The organism is Ancylobacter sp. SL191 (genome assembly GCF_026625645.1).
GTDB lineage: Bacteria > Pseudomonadota > Alphaproteobacteria > Rhizobiales > Xanthobacteraceae > Ancylobacter.
Window position 1 is genome coordinate 2,449,287 of record NZ_CP113056.1, and the last position, 15,209, is coordinate 2,464,495.

The window sequence follows — 15,209 nt, forward strand, 5'->3', positions numbered from 1 at the left end:
GGATTGCGCCCCGCGCGTCCTCGGCTCACAAAGAGGCGCGGCCTCTCCGGCTGGCATCCCGTGAGTCCGGCGCGCCGCCACGATGAGCGGCCGCCTTCGGCAGGAAATCTCCATCGTGGATATCGCCACTCTCTATGATCGTAGCGACGCCGTGGCTCTGGCCGAGCTCGCGCATAAGCGCGAGGTCACGCCCGGCGAATTGCTGGATGAAGCCTTGCGCCGCGTCGAAGCGCTGAACCCCAAGCTCAACGCCGTCACCATGCTGCGGGAGAAGGTCGCCCGCCGGCTGATCGACGAGGGCCTGTGCGAGGGACCGCTGCGCGGCGTGCCGTTCCTCATCAAGGATCTTGGCTGCGAGGCCATCGACTTCCCCTCGAATAACGGCTCGCGGCTGTTTGCCGATACCCATTACGGCAAGGACTCCTCGATCTATGCCCGCATCAAGGCGGCGGGCCTTGTGACCTTCGGGCGCACCACTTCGCCCGAGGGCGGCGTCGGGCCGACGACCGAGGCTGCCGTCTATGGCGGGCCGACCCATAATCCCTGGAATCTCGACCACACGCCCGGCGGCTCCTCGGGTGGGGCCGCTGCGGCGGTGGCGGCGGGCATCCTGCCGGCGGCGCATGGCTCGGATGGCGGCGGTTCGGTGCGCATTCCCGCCTCAAGCTGCGGGCTCTACGGCTTCAAGGCGACGCGCGCCCGCCTGCCCGACGGTCCCTATGTCGGCGAAGGCTGGGCCGGCATGGCGATTGACGGCTTCCTCACCCGCTCCGTGCGCGACAGCGCCGTGCTGCTGGACGCCTGCCAGGGGCCGGACCTCGGCGCTCCCTATGTCGCCCCGGCGCTGGAGACCGGCTATCGCAAGGCGATGGACCGGCCGACCCGGCGCCTGCGCATCGGCTTCGCCACCACCTCGCTGGTCGGCGAGGCCATCCATCCCGAATGCCGGGCGGCGGTGGAGGCGACGGCGAAGCTGCTGGAGAGCATGGGCCATATGGTCGAGGAGGCGCTGCCGCAGGCCGACACGCCCGGCATGATGGCGGCCTGGACCAAGATTGTTGCCTGCGGTTCCGCGCTTTCGGTGGAGAGCGCCGTGCGCCGGCGTGGCCGGCCGCTGGAGGCCGGCGAGATCGAGGGGATTGCGCGCGGTGCCATCGCCTATGCCCGCACGGTGAGCGGCGCGGACTATCTGGAGGCGATCAACAAGGTCCACGCCTATGGCCGCGAGATGGCGATGTTCTTCGAGCGCTATGACGTGCTGCTGACGGCGACGCTGGCCGAGCCGCCGGCCAAGCTCGGGCGGTTCAACCATCGCTCCGACGATTATGTCGACTACCGCATGGGGCCCGGGCAGGTCTTCGCCTACTCGCCCTTCACCGCGGCGTTCAACGCCTCCGGCCAGCCCGCCGCCTCGCTGCCGCTGCACTGGACGGCGGAGGGGCTGCCGGTGGGCGTGCAGATCGCCGCGGCCTATGGCAACGACGAACTGCTCATCAACCTCAGCGCCCGCATTGAGGAGGCGCTGCCCTGGTTCGACAAGCGCCCGCCCGTCAGCTACGCGGCGCTGCGTTCATAGGTAACGTCGCCGCCGCAGATCGTGGCGGCGACCCTCAACTCATCAATGGCCTCCGGCGCCGTCGCCTCGATGTCGCCGGAGAGGATCACGACGTCGGCCATGTAGCCGGGCTTCAGCACGCCCTTGCGGTCTTCCGTGAACTCGGTGAAGGCGCCATCCGCGGTGAAGCCGGCGATCGAATCGATGAGCGACTGCCGCTCATCCGGCGCGCCCTCGAAGATCGGGCCGCGCGTCATCGCGGTCTTGATGCCGTAGAGCGGATCGAGGGCGGCCACCGGCCAGTCGCTGGCGAAGACGAGCCGCGCGCCGGTGTCGCGGATGGTCTGCCAGGAATAGCCGAGCTTGAGCCGCTCCTTGCCGATCATCGACAGGATCGGCTCGGTCGGGTAGGCGCCGCCCGGCGCGTGGGTCGGCTGCATCGAGGCGATGACGCCGAGCTCAGTGAAGCGCGGCAGGTCAGATGGGGCGAGCAGTTCGATGTGTTCGATGCGGTGGCGGCTGTCGCGTGGGCCATTGGCGCGCCGCGCCGCCTCATAGCCGTTCAGTGTGCGGTTGACCGCCGCGTCGCCAATGGCGTGGACGGCGATCTGGAAGCCGAGCCGGTCGGCCTCGACGCAGATGGCGTCGAACTCATCCGCCTCGAAGAAGGACGAGCCCTTCACGCCCGGCCGGCCGCAATAATCCTCGAACATGTGGGCGGTGTAGGATTCCACCACGCCGTCCATGAAGATTTTGACGAAATCCGCCGTCAGCCGGTCGGACGTCCAGCGCCGGCGCATCTCCTCGGCCTTGCCGAGATCGGCCAGCGTCATGCCGGGGATGTAGCGGAACGGGACACGGCCGCGCACGATCATCCCGCCGGCCCGCTCGATCTCCTCCATCAGCTCCAGCTGATAGAAATTGCCGTCCATGTTGTGGAAGCTGGTGATGCCCAGCGAGGCGCAATAGGCGAGGCCGCGCTCGATAAGCCCACGGTCGATGGCGCGCTGGGCGGCGGTCGGCGGGGAGGCGGGCTCCTTGCCAAGCAAGCCGAGCGCGTCGCGCCCACCGCTCGGGGAGAGGGCGGCCATGGGCGCGAAGGCCTCGAACTCCACCAGTTCGCCTGTAGCGAGGCCATCGTCGCCCATCACCACCTCGGCGCCCGGCGGCGTGGCATAGCCGGTGAGGATGCCCGCCATCTTCAGCGCGGGCGTGTTGGCCCACATGGTGTGGTGGTCGCTGGCGAAGAAGGCGAGGGGGCGATCCGGCAGCACGCGGTCGAGCATATGGCGGGTGATCGGCTGGTTCGCGCCGAACATGGCATAGGCCGCCTGCTCGACCATGAGCAGCCCGTCGCCCGGCTCTGCCGCCGCACGGGCCCGCACCGCCCCGGCGATGGCGTCGAACCCTTCGACGCCGGCCAGCGACAGGTTGGAGAGCTGCGCGCCGCCGGTGAAGAGATGGATATGGCTGTCGATGAAGCCCGGCAGCACGCTGGCGCCGCCGGCATCGATCCTCCGGGCTGCGGAAGGGGCGATCGCGGCGACTTCGGCGCGCGAGCCCACCGCCAGAATGAGGCCGTCCTTCAGCGCGATCGCCTCGGCGCGCGGGCGCGCCGGATCCAGGGTGATGAGGCGGGCATTTTCGATCACGAGATCGGCGGTCGGCATGGCGGCTCCCAAATTTTAGACCGTCCCAAAATTTGATCACATTCTTAGCCGGACGCCTTGTCGCCCGCCAAGCCGTCTAATAGGCTCCCCTCAACAATAACGGGCGCCCGGTTCCACGGCGCCCGCAGAGCGGCGATCAGACGAAAACAGGTGCGAGTATGCCGGACCCTTCCTTGGCGCGGGAACAACGTGTGGCCATTGAGGCAAGGGGGATCGTCAAGGAGTTCGGGCAGGGGCCGACAGCGCTTCGGGCCCTCGACAATGTGTCGATCGCGATTCGCGAGAACGAGTTCTTCACCCTTCTCGGACCGTCCGGCTGCGGTAAAACTACACTGCTGCGCATGATCGCCGGTTTCGAATACCCGACCGAAGGCGCCATCCTGCTGCATGGCGAGGACATTGCCGGCCTGCCGCCCTTCAAGCGGCCGATCAACACGGTGTTCCAGAGCTACGCGCTGTTCCCGCATCTCACCGTGCGCGAGAATATCGCCTTCGGGCTGGAGATGCTCGGCAAGCCCAAGGCCGAGATCACCAGCCGCGTTGCCGCCATGCTGAAGCTGGTGCGGATGGAGGAACTGGCCGGCCGGCGCACCGACCAGATCTCTGGCGGCCAGGCGCAGCGCGTCGCGCTCGCTCGCGCGCTCGCGCCGAGCCCGAAGGTGCTGCTGCTCGACGAGCCGCTCTCGGCGCTCGACTACAAGCTGCGCAAGGAAATGCAGATCGAGCTCAAGCGGATGCAGAGCGAGACCGGCATCACCTTCGTCTTCGTCACGCACGACCAGGAAGAAGCGCTCACCATGTCCGACCGCATCGCGGTCATGTCGAAGGGCAAGGTGCTGCAAATCGGCTCGCCCTGGGACATCTATGACAAGCCGGCGGATCGCTTCGTCGCCGACTTCATCGGCGAGACCAACCTCCTCACGGCAGCGGTTATCGGCACTTCCGGTGCCATGGCGCGGGTGCGGCTCTCTTCCGGCGCCGAGATCGACGCGAGCATTGCGGAGGGCGCCAATCCCGCCGGCAGCGTTACCGTTGTGGTGCGCCCCGAACATGCGCGGGCGGTGACGACGGGCGGGCAGCTTTCCGGCACGGTGGAGAACGTCGTCTATTTCGGCACCGACACGCATATCCATACGCGGCTGAGCGACGGGGCCGTGTTCATGGTGCGCCAGCAGAATTCGCGCAGCCAGTCCTGTGGCTTCACGGTGGGCGACCGCATCGGCATCGACATCGCCGCCGATGCGGCCCAGGTGCTGAGGGACTGACCATGGCCAGTGCTGCGGAAGCCGCCGAACGGGCCGAACGGGAACGGGTACGCAGCCGCTGGCTGCTCTCGCTTCCGGCTCTCGCCATCATCTTCGTTGCCGCCATCGGCCCACTCTTCGTCATGCTCGCCTATTCCTTCATGGCGAAGGGGGATTATGGCGACGTGAAATTCGGCCAGTTCTCGCTCGACGGATGGTTCTCCGTCTTTCTCCAGCGGGACATGTTCGACGACACCGTCGCCATTGCCGACGCGCATCTCTCGATCATCTGGCGCTCGGTTCGGCTGTCGATGATCACCACGCTGGCGACGCTCGCCCTCGGTTTCCCGACGGCGTATTTCATCGCGACGCGGCCGCGCCATACGCGCGAGATGTGGGTGTTCCTCGTCACCATCCCGTTCTGGACCAATCTGCTGATCCGCACCTTCGCGATGCAGCAGGTGATCCGCAACGAGGGCATTCTCAACACGCTGCTGATGTGGCTGCACGTCATCGATCAGCCCCTGCAGATCATGTACACCGACTGGGCGATCCTGTTCGGGATGGTGTATGTGTACCTCCCGCTGATGGTGCTGCCGCTCTATGCCAGCATGGAGAAGCTGGACTTCCGTCTGGTCGAGGCGGGCTATGATCTCTATGCCGGCCGCCTCGCCGTGCTCCGTCGCATCATCATACCGCTGGTCAAGCCCGGCATCATCGCCGGCTCGATCCTCGTCTTCATTCCCTCGCTCGGCGCCTATGTCATCCCGCGCGTGCTGGGCGGCGGCAAGAACATGATGCTCGGCAATCTGATCGAGCTGCAATTCGGCTCCGGTCGCAACTGGCCGCTCGGCGCGGCGCTGTCCATCGCGCTCATGGCGGCGGTGATGGTGGCCCTGCTGTTCTATGTGCGCAACGCCGCACGCACGGGAGCGCAGCATGGCTAGGCATTTCGACATACGCTCCCAGACCGGCTTCGGCACCATCGCGATGTTCACCTTCGCGATGCTGTATCTGCCAATCCTGACGCTCGTCGCCTATGCCTTCAACGCGAGCGAATCCGTCACCTCCTGGGGCGGCTTCTCGCTGCGCTGGTTCGCCGATGCGTGGGAAAACCGCGCCGTGCAGGATGCGGCGTGGCGCTCGCTCATCATCGCGGTGAGCGCGGCGACCATCGCCACCATCGCCGCCACCATGGCGGCGATCGCCACCACCCGGACGGCGCCTTATCGCGGGCTCGGCATCAAATACGCCTTCATCAACACGCCGCTGATGGTGCCGGAGATCGTCACCGCCGTGGCGCTGCTGATCGTGTTCTCGCGCATCAAGGTGTGGACCGGCTATTCCGGGCTTGGCTACCTGATCATCGCCCATACCGCCTTCTGCATTCCCTTCGCCTATCTGCCGATCCGCGCGCGTCTGGAGAGCATGGATTCCACGCTGGAGCGCGCGGCGGCCGATCTCTATGCGACGCCGTGGATGGCCTTCCGGCGGGTGACGCTGCCGCTCTTGAGGCCCGGCATCATCGCCGGCTTCATGCTCGCCTTCGTCATCTCGCTGGACGACGTGGTCATCACCGAGTTCGTCAAATCGGGCGGGCAGGACACCCTGCCGACCTACATGCTCGGCCAGATCCGCCGCGCCGTGACCCCCGAGATCAACGCCATCGCCACGGCCTTCCTGGCGCTGTCGGTGGTTCTGGTGACGGCGTTCTTCTTCATCAACCGCCGCAAGACCTAACGATCACGAGACCTTACGGAGACGGAACATGAACTGGAAGATGACGGCCGCCTCGGCGGCGTTCGCCCTGCTGGGTCTTGCCGGCAGCGCCGCGGCCGAGGGCAACCTCAACATCTACAACTGGGGCGACTACACCAGCCCCGAGCTGATCAAGAAGTTCGAGGACCAGTACAAGGTCAAGGTCAGCGTCACCGACTACGATTCGAACGACACGGCGCTGGCCAAGATCCGCGCCGGCGGCCATGGCTTCGACATCGTGGTGCCCTCGGCCAACTACATGCAGATCTGGGTCAAGGAAGGCCTGCTGCTGGAGGCCCGCCCCGACCAGATGTCGAACTTCAAGAATGTCGACGAGCGCTGGGTGAATGTGCCGTGGGATCCGGGCCGTCACTATTCGGTGCCGTGGCAGTGGGGCCTGAGTGGCATCGGCATCAACAAGAAGGTCTATAGCGGCGACATCAACACCTCCGCCATCTTCCTCGATCCGCCGAAGGAGCTCGTCGGCAAGATCAATGTCGAGCCGGAGATGAACGACGTTCTCTTCGCCACCATCAAATATGTCGGTGGCGACTGGTGCACGGCCGACAAGGCGGTGCTGAAGAAGGTCCGCGACAAGCTGCTGGAAGCCAAGCCAAAGTGGCTGGCCATGGACTACAGCGTGACCGAGAAGCTGCCCTCGGGCGACTACGCCGCGGTCTATTACTGGAACGGCGCCATCCTGCGCTCGCGCCTGAAGAACCCGGACATCGCTTTCGGCTATCCGAAGGAAGGCTACCCGGTGTTCATGGACAGCGTGGTGATCCTGAAGGACGCCAAGAATGTCGAGAACGCCAAGCTGTTCATGAACTTCATCATGGAGCCGGAGAACGCCGCGCTGATCTCGGCCTTCGCCAAATATGCCAACGGCATCAAGGGATCGGAGAAGTTCTTCCCGGCCGATATGAAGGACGCCCCGGAGCTGACCGTGCCGGCGCAGTTCGAGAAGGCCGGCGAGTTCCTCGCGAGCTGCCCGCCGGAGGTTTCCGACCTCTATGCGCGCATCTGGACCGATGTGAACAAGTAATACCCACCTGACCAATCCCGGCGGGCTGGGCTCGCCGGGATCTCTACCCGATGAGAGCGATCAGGTTGGACCGCTCAACGCTCATTGAGCATCTCGACCATCGAGCGCAGACTCTCGGTCAAGGTGATGAAGCGCGGCCGGAAGCTTGCTGGCGCCACCAGGGCCGCCAGATGAACCAGCATCAGCGCGAGTTGAAACCGTAGCAGGGTCATCGCAAATCTTCGCCGCGCGCATTCGTGTACGCGTATTCTAGTGTAGATTGATCCTGCCCTTAGGCAATGCGTACTACTCCCTGTCGCTTCGGTCGGCTTGTGGACACGCCCATGTCACTGATGGACCTCACGGCCAGCGAGTTGTCGCGCCTCATCGCCACCCGCGAGGTGCGTCCGTCGGAGGTGATGGCCGCCTATCTCGATCGTCTACTGGCAAATGATACCATCAACGCCATCGTCGCCCCGCGCGACCCGGATGTGCTGATGGACGAGGCCCGCGCCGCCGACGAGGCCGCGCCGCGTGGCTGGCTGCATGGCCTTCCGCATGCGGTGAAGGATCTGGTGGCGGTGCGCGGGCTGCGCACGACCTATGGCTCGCCGCTCCACCGCGACCATGTGCCGGCGGCGGACGATCTCGTCGCCGCCCGGCTGCGCGCGGCCGGGGCGATCTTCACCGGCAAGACCAACACGCCGGAATGGGGCCATGGCAGCCACAGCTTCAATCCCGTCTACGGCGTGACGCGTAATCCGTATGATATTACCCGCGCGGCGGGCGGCTCCTCAGGCGGGGCGGCGGCGGCGCTGGCGGCGCGGCTGGTGCCGGTCGCCGATGGCTCGGACATGATGGGCAGCCTGCGCAACCCTGCCGCCTTTTGCAATGTCTATGGCTTCCGGCCAAGCTGGGGCCTCGTTCCCGCCGATGCGGAGGGCGAGACCTTCATGGCGACCATGGCGACCGACGGGCCGATGGGGCGCACGGTGGAGGATGTCGCCCGGCTTCTGGAAACGCTGTCCGGCGAGAACCCCGCCGCGCCTTTCCCGCGCCCGGCCTTCCGTTATGAGCCGGGGCCTCCGGCCGATCTCACCGGCCTTCGGGTCGGCTGGCTCGGCGACTGGGGCGGGGCCTACCCGTGCGAGCCCGGCATTCTCGATCTCTGCCGGCAAGGTCTCGAGGTGCTTGAGCAACTCGGCGCCACGATCGACGACGTGCCGCCGCCTTTCCCCGCCGAGGAACTGTGGACGGCCTGGATCCACCTGCGGGGCTTCCTCAATGCCGGCGGCAAGGGTGCGCTCTGGGTGGACCCCGACAAGCGGGCGCTGCTGAAGCCGGAGACGGTGTGGGAAATCGAGTTCGGACGCGGCGTGACGGCTGCTGACGCCTATGCGGCGAGCCTTATCCGCTCGCGCTGGTATCATGTCGCCTCAACACTGTTCGACACCTATGACCTGCTGGTGATGCCCTCGGCGCAGGTCTGGCCCTTCCCGGCGGACTGGCGCTGGCCGCGGGACATCAATGGCCGGGCGATGGACACCTATCACCGCTGGATGGAGGTGGTGGTGCCGGTCAGCCTCATCGGCCTGCCGTCCCTCGCCGTGCCCTGCGGTTTCGGCGATCAGGGGCTGCCAATGGGGATGCAGCTCATCGGACGCGCGGGCACGGACGCCCGCGTGCTGGCGACGGGTGAAGCCTATCATCAGGCGACGCACTGGCCGCAGCGCCGGCCGCCGGTTCTCACCGCCTAGAACCGTTCGCCGCGCGGCGTAACGTGCAGTCAAAGCACCGGCGCCCCTTGGGGCCGGTTGTCTCTATCGTCTGACTTAATGGAACTCTGCGAGAAGTGGTAGCGGGAGAGGGACTTGAACCCCCGACCCCAGGATTATGATTCCCGTGCTCTAACCAGCTGAGCTACCCCGCCACACGCCCGGCCCGGAGGCCGTTCGCAGAGTGGCGCGATATAAGGAAGGGTGCCGGACGGTGTCAAGGCGGCAGGTGCGCGAGGTGGGCTCTTTCCTCAGAACTTGCCTCACCAGTGCGCCGCCGGCGGTGAGTTGGTGATGACTTCGTGGATGCGCCGCCGCGTCGGGGCGGTCGTCGCCTCCGGCAGGCGATCCGGCGGGAAGACGCCGATCTCGGCGATTTCCCGACTCGGAGGTGGCATGACACCTCTGTCGAACTGCTCGACGACATAGACCGCGACATGGTCACGCCGGGCGAGGTTGCGGTTGAGCAGCAGGCCATGCAGGCGCGGCCGACTGAGCGTGAGGATGCCGGTTTCCTCGCGCAGCTCGCGCGCCAGCGCTTCCTCCGCCGTCTCGCCGACCTCGACCCCGCCGCCGGGCAGATGCCAGCCCGGCACATAGCCGTGGCGCACCAGCAGGATGGCGCCGGCCTCGTCGATCACCAGCGCTTTTACCCCGAGCGTCATGCCGCGCGTCAGCCGCCCCCAGCCATGTACCATCCGGGTGAAAAGACGCGGTCCCATGCCGGGCTTTTGCACGGAAGGCGTGTCCGCGCCGCATTCCATCGCGGCGCTGGGGCTGATAAGGAGACCCCCGTGTTTGTCCTCGCTCATCTCACCGACGCCCATCTTGGTCCGCTGCCGCGCGCCCGCTTCGCCGAGCTCGCCGGCAAGCGCGCCCTTGGCGTGCTCAACTGGCGGCGCGGCCGCCAGCACCGCTTCAATGTCGCCACCATCGACCTGCTGGTGGCCGACATCAAGGCGATGGCGCCGGACCATATCGCGGTCACCGGCGATCTGGTGAATGTCGGTCTGGCCGCCGAATTCGCCACCGGGCTCAACTTTCTGAAATCGCTGGGCGAGGGGCATGATGTTACCGTCGTGCCCGGTAATCACGACGCCTATGTCCGCTCCACCGCGCATCACTCGCTGCTGAACTGGGGCGACTATATGCGCGGTGACGGCGTGAATGGCGACGTGACCGACGAGAGCGCCTTTCCCTTTATCCGCCGGCGCGAGGGCGTGGCACTGATCGGTGTCTCCACCGCCATTCCCACCCGGCCCTTCATGGCGACCGGCAAGGTCGGCCGGGAGCAGCGCGAGCGCCTGGCGCAGGCGCTGGAGCAGCTCGGGGCGGAGGGGATGTTCCGCGTGGTATTGATACACCACCCGCCCTGCGGCATCCGCGCCGGCCACAAGCGGCTGATCGACGAGACCGAAGTTCGCGCCGTGCTCGCCCGCTATGGTGCGGAGCTGGTGATCTGCGGCCACGACCATGTGCCGATGGTCGAGATGCTGCCGGGTCCGAATGGTGGTCTGATACCGGTCGTCGAGGCGCCGTCCTTCGCGGCCGGGCCGGAAGACCGGCACTGGCCGGGCGGCTATCATCTCTACCGGATCGAGCGGGTGGCGGATGCGCCGTTTCCCTGGCGCTGCTCTCTGGAGTCGCGCGGTTTCCAGCGCGGCGAGGTGGCGGTGGATACCCGCACACGGCGCGTGCTGAGCGGCTCGCTCAGCGCAGGCTGACGGGCAGGCCGTAGAGCGCCGACAGGCCGATCGCGGCGACGGCGCCGAGCACGAGACCCAGCAGGAACATACCGAATCGCCCGCGCGGCGCATCTCGCTGCCCCAGCGGTGCCTCCGGCGCAGCCGGGGCAGGGTGGTGCGGCGCCGGATGGGCGATCGGCTCGGCCTCGGACGGCGCGAGGGTAGAGACCATGGCCTGCTCGCGGGCGATCAGCCGACGGGCAACGTAACGCGTTACCGCGTCAACGATATCATTCGGATTGGTGCTCTCGGCCAGCACGCGGCGGCCGGCGCGGGTGTCCTGCAGGAAGCGGAAGGTGCGCCGGTCGCGCCCCAGCGCCACATGGGCGACCATGTCGACGAAAAGGCGCGGCGTCTCGCCCGGCATCAGGCCGCGATCGAACAGATCGGCATGGTCGAGCGGCACGTCCTCGAAGATCGGGTCCAGCATCTCGTTGAGCATGGACAGCCGCGCGAGGCTGGCGTCGCGCAGTTCCACGATCACGCCCGAGCGTTCGGCCGCCTCGATCCGCGCGGCGCGGATGGCCTCGCGCAGGGAGAGGCCGGGCGTGTCGCCGCCGTGGCGCTCGCTGTCGTCCATGCCTGTCCCCAACCCCGTTTCCGCCGCCTCGCCCGTCCTGTCGGTGCCCGCAGCAGGGGAGAGTGTACCCCCGCCGGGTTAATGCGTCGTTGGGCCTCGCTTGGGGATTCGCGGCTGCACGGGACCGCGCGAGAGGCTATGAAGCGGCATGGCGCAACGTTTCGAGATTCCCCCCGGTGTGGTCGCGGTCGCGGATTACGAGCCGCTGGCGCGCGAGTGCCTGTCGCCGGCGGCGTTCGCCTATTACAGCGGCGGGGCGGCGGATGAGCTGACGGTTGGCTGGAACCGCGAGGCGTTCGACCGGGTGAAGCTGCGCCCGCGCGTGCTCACCGATTTCGCCGGCGGCGGTACTATGTTGACGCTGTTCGGCCAAAGCTTCGAACACCCCATCCTGCTCGCCCCCACCGCCCATCACGGCCTCGCTTTGCCGGAGGCGGAGATCGCCACCGTTATCGGCGCGGCGGGCGCGCGGGCGGGGATGGTGGTGAGCACCGAGGCCGATGTGACGCTGGAAGAGATCGCCCAGGCGGCGCGCACGCCGCTGTGGTTCCAGCTCTATGTCCAGCATGACCGCGCCTTCACGCAGGCGCTGGTGCGCCGGGCCGAGGCGGCGGGCTATGGCGCGCTGGTGGTGACGGTGGATGCGCCGATCCATGCCTTCCGCAACCGCGAGCAGCGGGCGGGCTATGTGCCGCCCAAGCTCTCTGAGCATGCCAATCTGCGCGGGCTGCACACGCGCCATATCGCGGCGGCGGAGCTCGGCGAAAGCCTGATGTTTCGCGGCTTTCTCGATGTCACCGCGCGCTGGGACGACATCGCCCGGCTGCGCGAATGGACGCGTTTGCCGTTGATTCTCAAGGGTGTCATGACGCCGGAGGATGCCGAGCGGGCGCTGGCGCTGGGGGTGGACGGCCTCATCGTTTCCAACCATGGCGGGCGGGTGCTGGACAGCGTGCCGGCCACGCTCGACGTGCTGCCCGCCATCGCCCGCACGGTGGCCGGGCGGGTGCCGGTGCTGCTCGATGGCGGAATCCGGCGCGGCACGGATGTGTTGAAGGCGCTGGCGCTGGGGGCGAGCGCGGTGCTGGTCGGGCGGCCTTATCTGTACGGCCTGGCGGTCGCCGGGCCGGCGGGCGTGGCGCATGTGCTGCATCTGCTGCGCAGCGAGTTCGAGATCGCCATGGTGCTGACCGGCTGCGCCACGCTGGCCGATATCGGGTCGCAGGTAATATGGAACCGCGAAGGCGGCGGCGCCTAGTAGAGCGTCGCCTTGTAGCGTTCCAGCATTTCCGCCTGCGTCTCGGCAGTGGCGAGGCCGAGCTGGTCGCGCAGCATTTCGCCCATGCTGGGCAGGCTCGCGCGGTCGATCTGGCGCGCCGGATCCCAGGCGCCGGAGCGCATGAACGCCTTGGCGCAGTGCAGATAGGCTTCCTCGACGGTGACGCGCAGCACGGTCGCCGGCGGCCTCTCGCCCACGGCGAAACGGGCCAGCAGATCGGCATCGTCGCGGATCTCGGCGCGGCCGTTCACCCGCAGCGTCTCGTCGACGCCGGGGATGAGGAATAAGAGGCCAATGGCCGGGTTGGTCAGCAGATTGGTAAGCGTATCCAGACGGTTATTGCCCGGCCGGTCAGGGATGAGCAGCGTGCGCTCATCCTCGACCCCGACAAAGCCGACGGCGTCGCCGCGCGGGGTGACATCGGCCCGCCCGTCGCTGCCGAAGCTGGCCATCATGACCAGCGGCGAGAGCCCGATGAAGCGGCGGCCATGGCCGTCCAGCAGCGGAAGAACCTTGAGCCGGCTGCGCTCGCGCACGGGTGGGTAGAGCGCGCGCAGCGCGTCGAGCGAGGTGATGGCGGCCATATGCGGCTCCTCTAAGGCTCTGACAGAGATCAGCTTTTGATGACGAGCTGTACACGGTCCGCCGCGAAAGAGGCACGCGAAAACTGGATCGGCCGGCGCCGCGCATCGCCGTTTACCGCCTCCACCACCATGACGGTGCGACCCATGGGGAGGCTGAGCAGGTGGCGCTCCTTCTCGTCCGCCGGGCGCGCGGTGATGCGGGTTTCCAGCCGGCGGTAATCGCCGAGGCCGAGCGTCTCCAGCGCCCGCGTCACCGAGCCGGTGGCGGCGACCAGCAGATCGAGATCGCAGCAGGAGGTAGCTTCATACCAATGCGTGCCATAGGTGATGGGCACGCCGTCGGCCTCGCGCAGCATCTCGATGCGCAGCACTTCGGCGCCCGGCGGAAGCTTGAGCGCGCTGGCGATGTCCGGTGACGCAATCTCGACCTGCGAGGCGACGAGGCGCCCGCTGGGGGCGCGGCCTTCGCCGGAAACGATCTCGGAGAAGCGGGTGCGCGGGCCGATCGGGTAGCGGATCGGCGGCTCCTTCACGAAGGTGCCACGCCCCGGCGTCGCCTCGATAAGTCCTTGTTCCGCAAGGGTTGAGAGGGCGCGGCGCAGCGTGTGGCGGTTCACGCCGAAGCGCTCGGCCAGCTCCATTTCGGTCGGCAGGCGGGTGCCCGGCGCGAGCCGCCCTTCGGTGATGTCGGCCTCGATGCGCTCGACGATCTGCTTCCACAGCGAAATACCGGTGCCACGGGCGACATCGGCCGCCGCCGCCGCCTCGGAGCCCGCCTCCCGCGTCATCGCGCTGTCGTCGCTGCCGGCCATGATCTTCGACATCGGGTCAGAACCGCTCTTGCCTATTTGTATAGATCATTATACAAACTCGCCGGCAAGTAAACCCGTTTCTTGGCGGCTCTCTTAAGGGGAGCTGAAGGCGGCGATGGAAAAATCCCTGAACGACTTCAACGATGTAGCGGCGCGGCCGGCTGTCATGGCGGTGCTGGCGCGGGCGAGTTTCGCCGAGCTGGCGGATGCTCTCGCCGCTCTCGATCCGGTGCCGGCGGCGCGGGATCTGCGCCCGCCAGAGACCGGGCTGGTGATGCTGCGCGGGCGGACCGGCGGCGATGGCGCGCCGTTCAATCTCGGCGAGGCGACGGTGAGCCGGGCGACGGTGCGGCTCGAGAGTGGAGCGGTAGGATTTTGCTACCGGCTGGGCCGCGATGTCCGGGCCGCCCGCGTGGCGGCGTTGATCGACGCGCTCTGGCAGGAGGCGCCGCGCCGGGCGGCGGTGGATGCCGCGCTTGCCCCGGTGACGGCGCGCCTGGCCGCCGAGGATGCGGCGGTGCGCACGGAGACCGCGGCCACCAAGGTCGACTTCTTCACCCTGGTGCGCGGCGAGGATTGATATGTCACTTCAGACACTTGCTGCCGGCTTCCATGATCCCGTCTTCGACTCGCAGGCCGCCTTCCGCGCGGCGATGTGGGCGATGGCCCGGCCCGGCCTGCCAGCGCCGCTCGCCACCGATCTCACCCCGCCCGCGCCGCTGAACCGCGAGGCGGCGGCGCTGGTGCTGGCGCTGTGCGACTTCGAGACCCCGCTCTGGCTGGATGCCACGCTCGCCGGCGTGCCGGCGGTGGCGGACTTCCTGCGCTTCCACACCGGCGCGCCCATCGTCAGCGATCCGGCTTTGGCGCGCTTCGCGGTGATCGCCGATCCCCTTGAAATGCCTGAGCTTTCCGCCTTCGCCGCGGGCACGCCGGAATTCCCGGACGCCTCCGCGACGCTGATCCTTCAGGTGGCGACGCTCACCGGGGAGGGGCTCTGGCTCGAAGGGCCGGGCATCCAGGGGATGATCGGGCTCGGCGCGGCGCCGCTGCCGGATCATTTTACCTCTCAGCTCGCGGCGAACCGCCGTCTGTTTCCGCTCGGCGTCGATCTCCTGCTGGCGGGCGCCGGCGCGGTGGTCGGCCTGCCGCGTTCCGTCACCGTCCGGGAGGGCTGAGGCTC

Annotated in this window: 16 protein-coding genes and 1 tRNA gene; 10 read left to right on the forward strand and 7 right to left on the reverse strand. The window is 67.6% G+C overall.

The window, feature by feature from the left end:
- Nucleotides 1-82: 82 nt before the first annotated feature.
- A complete protein-coding gene (locus tag OU996_RS11040; RefSeq protein WP_267581652.1) occupies nucleotides 83-1,576 on the forward strand; it encodes an amidase in 1,494 nt (497 codons plus the stop codon).
- Here the strand turns inward: OU996_RS11040 and OU996_RS11045 are convergent.
- Nucleotides 1,555-3,225, reverse strand: a complete 1,671-nt coding sequence (locus OU996_RS11045; RefSeq protein ID WP_267581653.1) for an amidohydrolase — start codon at nucleotides 3,223-3,225, stop codon at nucleotides 1,555-1,557. The genes OU996_RS11040 and OU996_RS11045 overlap by 22 nt on opposite strands.
- Nucleotides 3,226-3,383: 158 nt before the next feature.
- Between OU996_RS11045 and OU996_RS11050 the strand changes: the two genes are divergently transcribed.
- Genes OU996_RS11050 through OU996_RS11065 form a run of 4 tightly spaced genes read left to right on the forward strand, consistent with a single transcriptional unit; the run spans nucleotide 3,384 to nucleotide 7,272 of the window.
- The gene (locus OU996_RS11050) at nucleotides 3,384-4,490 is read left to right on the forward strand and encodes an ABC transporter ATP-binding protein (RefSeq protein ID WP_267581654.1); all 1,107 of its coding nucleotides are present in this window, start codon (nucleotides 3,384-3,386) and stop codon (nucleotides 4,488-4,490) included.
- Between the two features lie 2 nt (nucleotides 4,491-4,492).
- A complete protein-coding gene (locus tag OU996_RS11055; RefSeq protein WP_267581655.1) occupies nucleotides 4,493-5,416 on the forward strand; it encodes an ABC transporter permease in 924 nt (307 codons plus the stop codon).
- A complete protein-coding gene (locus tag OU996_RS11060) occupies nucleotides 5,409-6,209 on the forward strand; it encodes an ABC transporter permease (protein ID WP_267581656.1) in 801 nt (266 codons plus the stop codon). Before OU996_RS11055 ends, OU996_RS11060 begins: the two co-directional genes overlap by 8 nt.
- 28 nt (nucleotides 6,210-6,237) lie before the next feature.
- Nucleotides 6,238-7,272: an extracellular solute-binding protein gene (locus tag OU996_RS11065; protein WP_267581657.1), complete on the forward strand. Its 1,035-nt coding sequence runs from the start codon at nucleotides 6,238-6,240 to the stop codon at nucleotides 7,270-7,272.
- A 74-nt stretch (nucleotides 7,273-7,346) separates the two neighbouring features.
- Here OU996_RS11065 and OU996_RS11070 read toward each other — a convergent pair whose 3' ends face one another.
- Nucleotides 7,347-7,484, reverse strand: a complete 138-nt coding sequence (locus OU996_RS11070) for a hypothetical protein (protein ID WP_267581658.1) — start codon at nucleotides 7,482-7,484, stop codon at nucleotides 7,347-7,349.
- Between the two features lie 111 nt (nucleotides 7,485-7,595).
- Between OU996_RS11070 and OU996_RS11075 the strand changes: the two genes are divergently transcribed.
- On the forward strand, nucleotides 7,596-9,008 hold the full coding sequence (locus OU996_RS11075; protein ID WP_267581659.1) for an amidase: 1,413 nt from the start codon (nucleotides 7,596-7,598) through the stop codon (nucleotides 9,006-9,008).
- A 96-nt stretch (nucleotides 9,009-9,104) separates the two neighbouring features.
- On the opposite strand, the gene OU996_RS11080 is transcribed toward OU996_RS11075, so the two are convergent.
- Nucleotides 9,105-9,181, reverse strand: a tRNA-Met gene (locus OU996_RS11080).
- 108 nt (nucleotides 9,182-9,289) lie between these two features.
- A complete protein-coding gene (locus OU996_RS11085) occupies nucleotides 9,290-9,748 on the reverse strand; it encodes an NUDIX domain-containing protein (protein ID WP_267581660.1) in 459 nt (152 codons plus the stop codon).
- Between the two features lie 72 nt (nucleotides 9,749-9,820).
- On the opposite strand from OU996_RS11085, the gene OU996_RS11090 reads away from it, so the two are divergent.
- On the forward strand, nucleotides 9,821-10,750 hold the full coding sequence (locus tag OU996_RS11090) for a metallophosphoesterase family protein (protein ID WP_267581661.1): 930 nt from the start codon (nucleotides 9,821-9,823) through the stop codon (nucleotides 10,748-10,750).
- Here the strand turns inward: OU996_RS11090 and OU996_RS11095 are convergent.
- Nucleotides 10,737-11,351 (reverse strand): hypothetical protein, encoded by a 615-nt coding sequence (locus OU996_RS11095; protein WP_267581662.1) that lies wholly within the window; start codon nucleotides 11,349-11,351, stop codon nucleotides 10,737-10,739. The two genes, OU996_RS11090 and OU996_RS11095, sit on opposite strands and share 14 nt — an antisense overlap.
- 148 nt (nucleotides 11,352-11,499) lie before the next feature.
- Between OU996_RS11095 and OU996_RS11100 the strand changes: the two genes are divergently transcribed.
- Nucleotides 11,500-12,609, forward strand: a complete 1,110-nt coding sequence (locus OU996_RS11100) for an alpha-hydroxy acid oxidase (protein ID WP_267581663.1) — start codon at nucleotides 11,500-11,502, stop codon at nucleotides 12,607-12,609.
- Here the strand turns inward: OU996_RS11100 and OU996_RS11105 are convergent.
- Both OU996_RS11105 and phnF read right to left on the reverse strand, forming a co-directional pair.
- Nucleotides 12,606-13,214: a pyridoxamine 5'-phosphate oxidase family protein gene (locus OU996_RS11105; RefSeq protein ID WP_267581664.1), complete on the reverse strand. Its 609-nt coding sequence runs from the start codon at nucleotides 13,212-13,214 to the stop codon at nucleotides 12,606-12,608. The genes OU996_RS11100 and OU996_RS11105 overlap by 4 nt on opposite strands.
- 29 nt (nucleotides 13,215-13,243) lie before the next feature.
- Complete coding sequence (gene phnF / locus OU996_RS11110) at nucleotides 13,244-14,038, reverse strand: phosphonate metabolism transcriptional regulator PhnF (protein ID WP_267581665.1); 795 nt, start codon at nucleotides 14,036-14,038, stop codon at nucleotides 13,244-13,246.
- Between the two features lie 103 nt (nucleotides 14,039-14,141).
- On the opposite strand from phnF, the gene phnG reads away from it, so the two are divergent.
- Complete coding sequence (gene phnG / locus OU996_RS11115; protein ID WP_267581666.1) at nucleotides 14,142-14,606, forward strand: phosphonate C-P lyase system protein PhnG; 465 nt, start codon at nucleotides 14,142-14,144, stop codon at nucleotides 14,604-14,606.
- A gap of 1 nt (nucleotide 14,607) precedes the next feature.
- Nucleotides 14,608-15,204, forward strand: a complete 597-nt coding sequence (gene phnH / locus OU996_RS11120; protein WP_267581667.1) for a phosphonate C-P lyase system protein PhnH — start codon at nucleotides 14,608-14,610, stop codon at nucleotides 15,202-15,204.
- The last annotated feature ends 5 nt before the right edge of the window (nucleotides 15,205-15,209 follow it).